Consider the following 3,528-nt stretch of genomic DNA (forward strand, 5'->3'; position numbering starts at 1 on the left):
TATGCGCGCCCAGACCTTTTCGACCGGCGCGTCGATGACGCTGGATATGGTGACTTTGGCCATTCAAATGTTCCCTTGCAAAAGCGATCCGGTGCAAGGGTAGGGCGGCCATTTCAGCGGCGCTTATCAATGCGTCTTGAGCGTGTATCAAGGAGTCTGAAAAACAGTCGACATTGACTAAACGAGGACAGGCTCAGGCAATCGCCCGCGCGGCCTCGCGGTAGAGCGTCGGCGGCACGCCGACATGGTCGCGGAAAAAACGCGAGAAATTGCCCTGCGTGGTGAAGCCGAGATTGCAGGCGACCGAGATCAGCGGCTCCCGCGACCATTGCAGCTGCCGCACCGCTTCCTCCATGCGCAGCGTGTTCCAGTAGACATTGGGCGTCAGATTGGTCTGTTCCTTGAACAAAGCGAAGAAATGCGGTCGCGACAGGCCGACGCTGCGCGCCACGTCGTCGAAGCAGATGCGCTCGCAGACATTGGCCTTCATCAGCTGGATTGCCTTGCGGACACGAAAATCCTGCATGGTGTTGATGCGGACACGGGCCTCCTGCGGCGCCGAGGCGTCGGCGGCGTCGAGCACGCTATCGATGAAACGCTCGATCTCGTAGTTGGCGATATCGTCGACGCTCTCATTGTCGCTGAGGTGGTCGAGCAGATTGGCGGCGGCCTGATGCAGCCACGGTTCCAGCGTGATCGCGGCTTGTGAAAACAGCGGTGCCGACGAAGGCAGGTCGCGGCGGCGCCGCGCCCAGTCGGGATCGATGTAGAAGGCTAGAAACAGACCGGGCGTCCCGTTTTGCGACAGAACATGGCTGTGCGGCTGGAAGGAGTTGATGCCGGCGGCCGTTCCAGGTCCAAGCCGGACGGTCTCGCGGCCGATGGTCATTTCGCCGGCCGTACCTTCCAGCCAGATGATCAGATGGGCCTCGACATGGGCATGGGTGACGAAGTCGCTTGCGACATTCAGGATAGATACATGTCCGAACCGGCCCCAGTAGAGCCTGATCGCTTCCGTCATGGGTATATCCTCCCGCAGACGACTGGCCTCCCTTCGTCTGCAACAGGGATTGTGCGGCTGAGTTCGGGGCCGCGTCAAGACGCGCGGGGGCGGCGAGGGCGAATGACGGCCGATGCGGCCGGATTTTCAGACTGAGCGATAGGTTTCCTCTCCTCCCACAAGGGAAGAACGCCCCTCAAACCGAAGCCGTCATGCCGCCATCGACATACAGTGTATGGCCGTTGACGAAAGACGATGCGTCGGACGCAAGGAACACGGCGGCGCCGATCAGCTCGTCGACAGCGCCCCAGCGTCCGGCGGGCGTGCGCTTTTCCAGCCAGGCGGAAAATTCCGGATTGTCGACCAGCGCCTGGTTCATCTCGGTGCGGAAATAGCCGGGCGCGATCGCATTGATCTGCAGGCCGTGTTTGGCCCAGTCGGCGCACATACCCCTTGTGAGGTTGCGGATCGCGCCCTTGGTCGCGGTGTATGGTGCGATGTTCGGCCTTGCCAGTTCGCTCTGCACCGAGCCGATGTTGATGATCTTGCCCTTGCCGCGCGGGATCATGTGGCGGGCGACCGCCTTGCCGACATGGAAGGCGCCCGACACATTGGTCTTGAACAGGCGCTCCCATTGCTCCTCGGGAAAGTCCTCGAGCGGGGCGCGGAACTGCACGCCGGCATTGTTGATGAGGATGTCGATGGCGCCGATCTCGGCCTCGATGCGGGCAATGTCCTCGTTGACCGCCTGAAAATCGGTGACGTCGAAGGTCGAGGTGTGCGCCTTGAAGCCGGCATTGCGCAGCTTTTCGACGGCACCGCCGATCCTGGCGGCGTCGCGGCCGTTCAGCACCACGCTTGCCCCATGTTCAGCCATGCCCCGAGCCAGCGCGAAGCCGATGCCCTGGCCGGAGCCAGTCACCAGCGCCAGCCGCCCCTCGAGGCTGAACAGGGAGTTGGCCATCAAACCGTCTTTTGTTTGACCATGATCTCCGGACAAACGGTTCCGTTTGTCCGAGAAAACCGGTTTCCACTTTTCGGGATCATGGTTCTAGTCACTGCGGCGGAAATTGCGGATGCGGTCGAACAGCACCGCCAGCAGGATGGCGCCGCCGATGAACACGCCTTGCCAGAAGGCATTGATGCCGAGCAGGCCGAGACTGTTGCGGATCACCTCGATCAGGGCCGCACCGACGATGGCGCCAAAGGCGGTGCCGACGCCGCCAGCCAGATTGGCGCCGCCGATGACGGTTGCGGCGATTACCTGCAGCTCCATGCCGGTGCCGAGATTGGTGGTGACGGCGCCCAGCCAGCCGGTCTGGATGATGCCGGCAATGCCGGCCGACAGCGCCGAGATCATGTAGACGGCAACCTTGATCTGGCGCACCGGAACGCCGGTCAGCGTTGCCGCGTGCTCGTTGCCGCCAATGGCAAAGATGTGGCGGCCGAACTTCGTCCAGCGCAGGATAAAGCCGGTGATCAGCGCCAGAAGGATCATGTAAAGCACCGGATTGGCGATGCCGAACACCCAGGCGCCGCCGCCCAATGACAGAAGCTTGGCGTGGTCCGGCCCGAACTGGAAGACGACGGTGTTGTTGGAGGCGACCATGGCGAGGCTGCGGGCGATCGACAGCATGCCGAGCGTCACCACAAAGGGTGGAAAGCCGAGATAGGCGATCAGCACGCCGTTGAAGGCGCCAATGGCGAGCGCGGTGGCAATGGAGGCCAGGATGCCGACCTCGATCGAGTAGCCGGCATGCATGGTGACGGCCAGCACCATTGACGACAGGCATAGTACCGAGCCAACCGACAGGTCGATGCCGCCGGTGATGATGACGAAAGTCATGCCGAGCGCGATAATGGCGACGAAGGTGATGTTGCGGGTGATGTTGTAGAGGTTCTTCGAGGTGGCGAAGGCGTCGGTGGCAAACGATAGGAACACGCAGGCAAGGATGACCGCGATCACCACCCAGAAGGTCTGGCTGGCAAACACTCTCGCGGCCAAGGATTGCTGCTTGTGTTCGATCGGCTGGTCAATTGTCAGTGCCATCGTCGACCTTCATCTGCTGCGTGGTGAAATTCGCTGAAATCAAACCTGTTCGATGGCGCCGGTGATCAGCCCGGTGACTTCCTCGGGCGAGCTCGACGCAATCGTCTTGTCGGCGACCTTGCGGCCGCGCCGCATGACGATGACGCGGTCGGCGACGGTGAAGACGTCAGGCATTCGGTGGCTGATCAGCACGACGGCGATGCCCTGATCGCGCAAATGGCGGATCAGGTTCAGCACTTCGGCGACCTGGCGCACCGAGATCGCCGCCGTCGGTTCGTCCATCAGCACGATCTTGGCCTGCGACAGCATGGTGCGGGCGATCGCCACCGCCTGGCGCTGGCCACCCGACATCTGCTTGACGAGGTCGCGCGGACGGGTTTCGGACTTCAATTCGGCAAAGAGCTGGCCGGCACGCTTGTACATCGAGGCATAGTCGAGGATGCGGAACGGCCCGACGCCGCGCCGCAGCTCGCGGCCG

General features: G+C 62.4%; 4 protein-coding genes. All 4 read right to left on the reverse strand.

Going from position 1 to position 3,528, the window contains the following annotated elements; translation table 11 throughout:
* Window positions 1-193: 193 nt before the first annotated feature.
* Complete coding sequence (locus EN906_RS27035) at window positions 194-1,021, reverse strand: AraC family transcriptional regulator (protein WP_127266791.1); 828 nt, start codon at window positions 1,019-1,021, stop codon at window positions 194-196.
* A 175-nt stretch (window positions 1,022-1,196) separates the two neighbouring features.
* Window positions 1,197-1,964 (reverse strand): SDR family oxidoreductase, encoded by a 768-nt coding sequence (locus tag EN906_RS27040; protein WP_127266790.1) that lies wholly within the window; start codon window positions 1,962-1,964, stop codon window positions 1,197-1,199.
* A gap of 87 nt (window positions 1,965-2,051) precedes the next feature.
* Window positions 2,052-3,050, reverse strand: coding sequence for an ABC transporter permease (locus EN906_RS27045; RefSeq protein ID WP_127266789.1), 999 nt, complete (start codon window positions 3,048-3,050; stop codon window positions 2,052-2,054).
* Between the two features lie 39 nt (window positions 3,051-3,089).
* Window positions 3,090-3,528 (reverse strand): ATP-binding cassette domain-containing protein (locus tag EN906_RS27050; protein ID WP_164777385.1); only part of this gene is annotated, 439 nt, incomplete at its 5' end.

Source organism: Mesorhizobium sp. M7A.F.Ca.CA.004.06.1.1 (assembly GCF_003999135.1).
In the GTDB taxonomy this organism is placed as follows: Bacteria; Pseudomonadota; Alphaproteobacteria; order Rhizobiales; family Rhizobiaceae; genus Mesorhizobium.

What these genes read in the sequence shown, in the direction of transcription:
- EN906_RS27035 (WP_127266791.1), bottom strand. Translation starts at nt 1,021, where the DNA reads ATGACGGAAGCGATCAGGCTCTACTGGGGCCGGTTCGGACATGTATCT.
- EN906_RS27040 (WP_127266790.1), bottom strand. Translation starts at nt 1,964, where the DNA reads ATGGCCAACTCCCTGTTCAGCCTCGAGGGGCGGCTGGCGCTGGTGACT.
- EN906_RS27045 (WP_127266789.1), bottom strand. Translation starts at nt 3,050, where the DNA reads ATGGCACTGACAATTGACCAGCCGATCGAACACAAGCAGCAATCCTTG.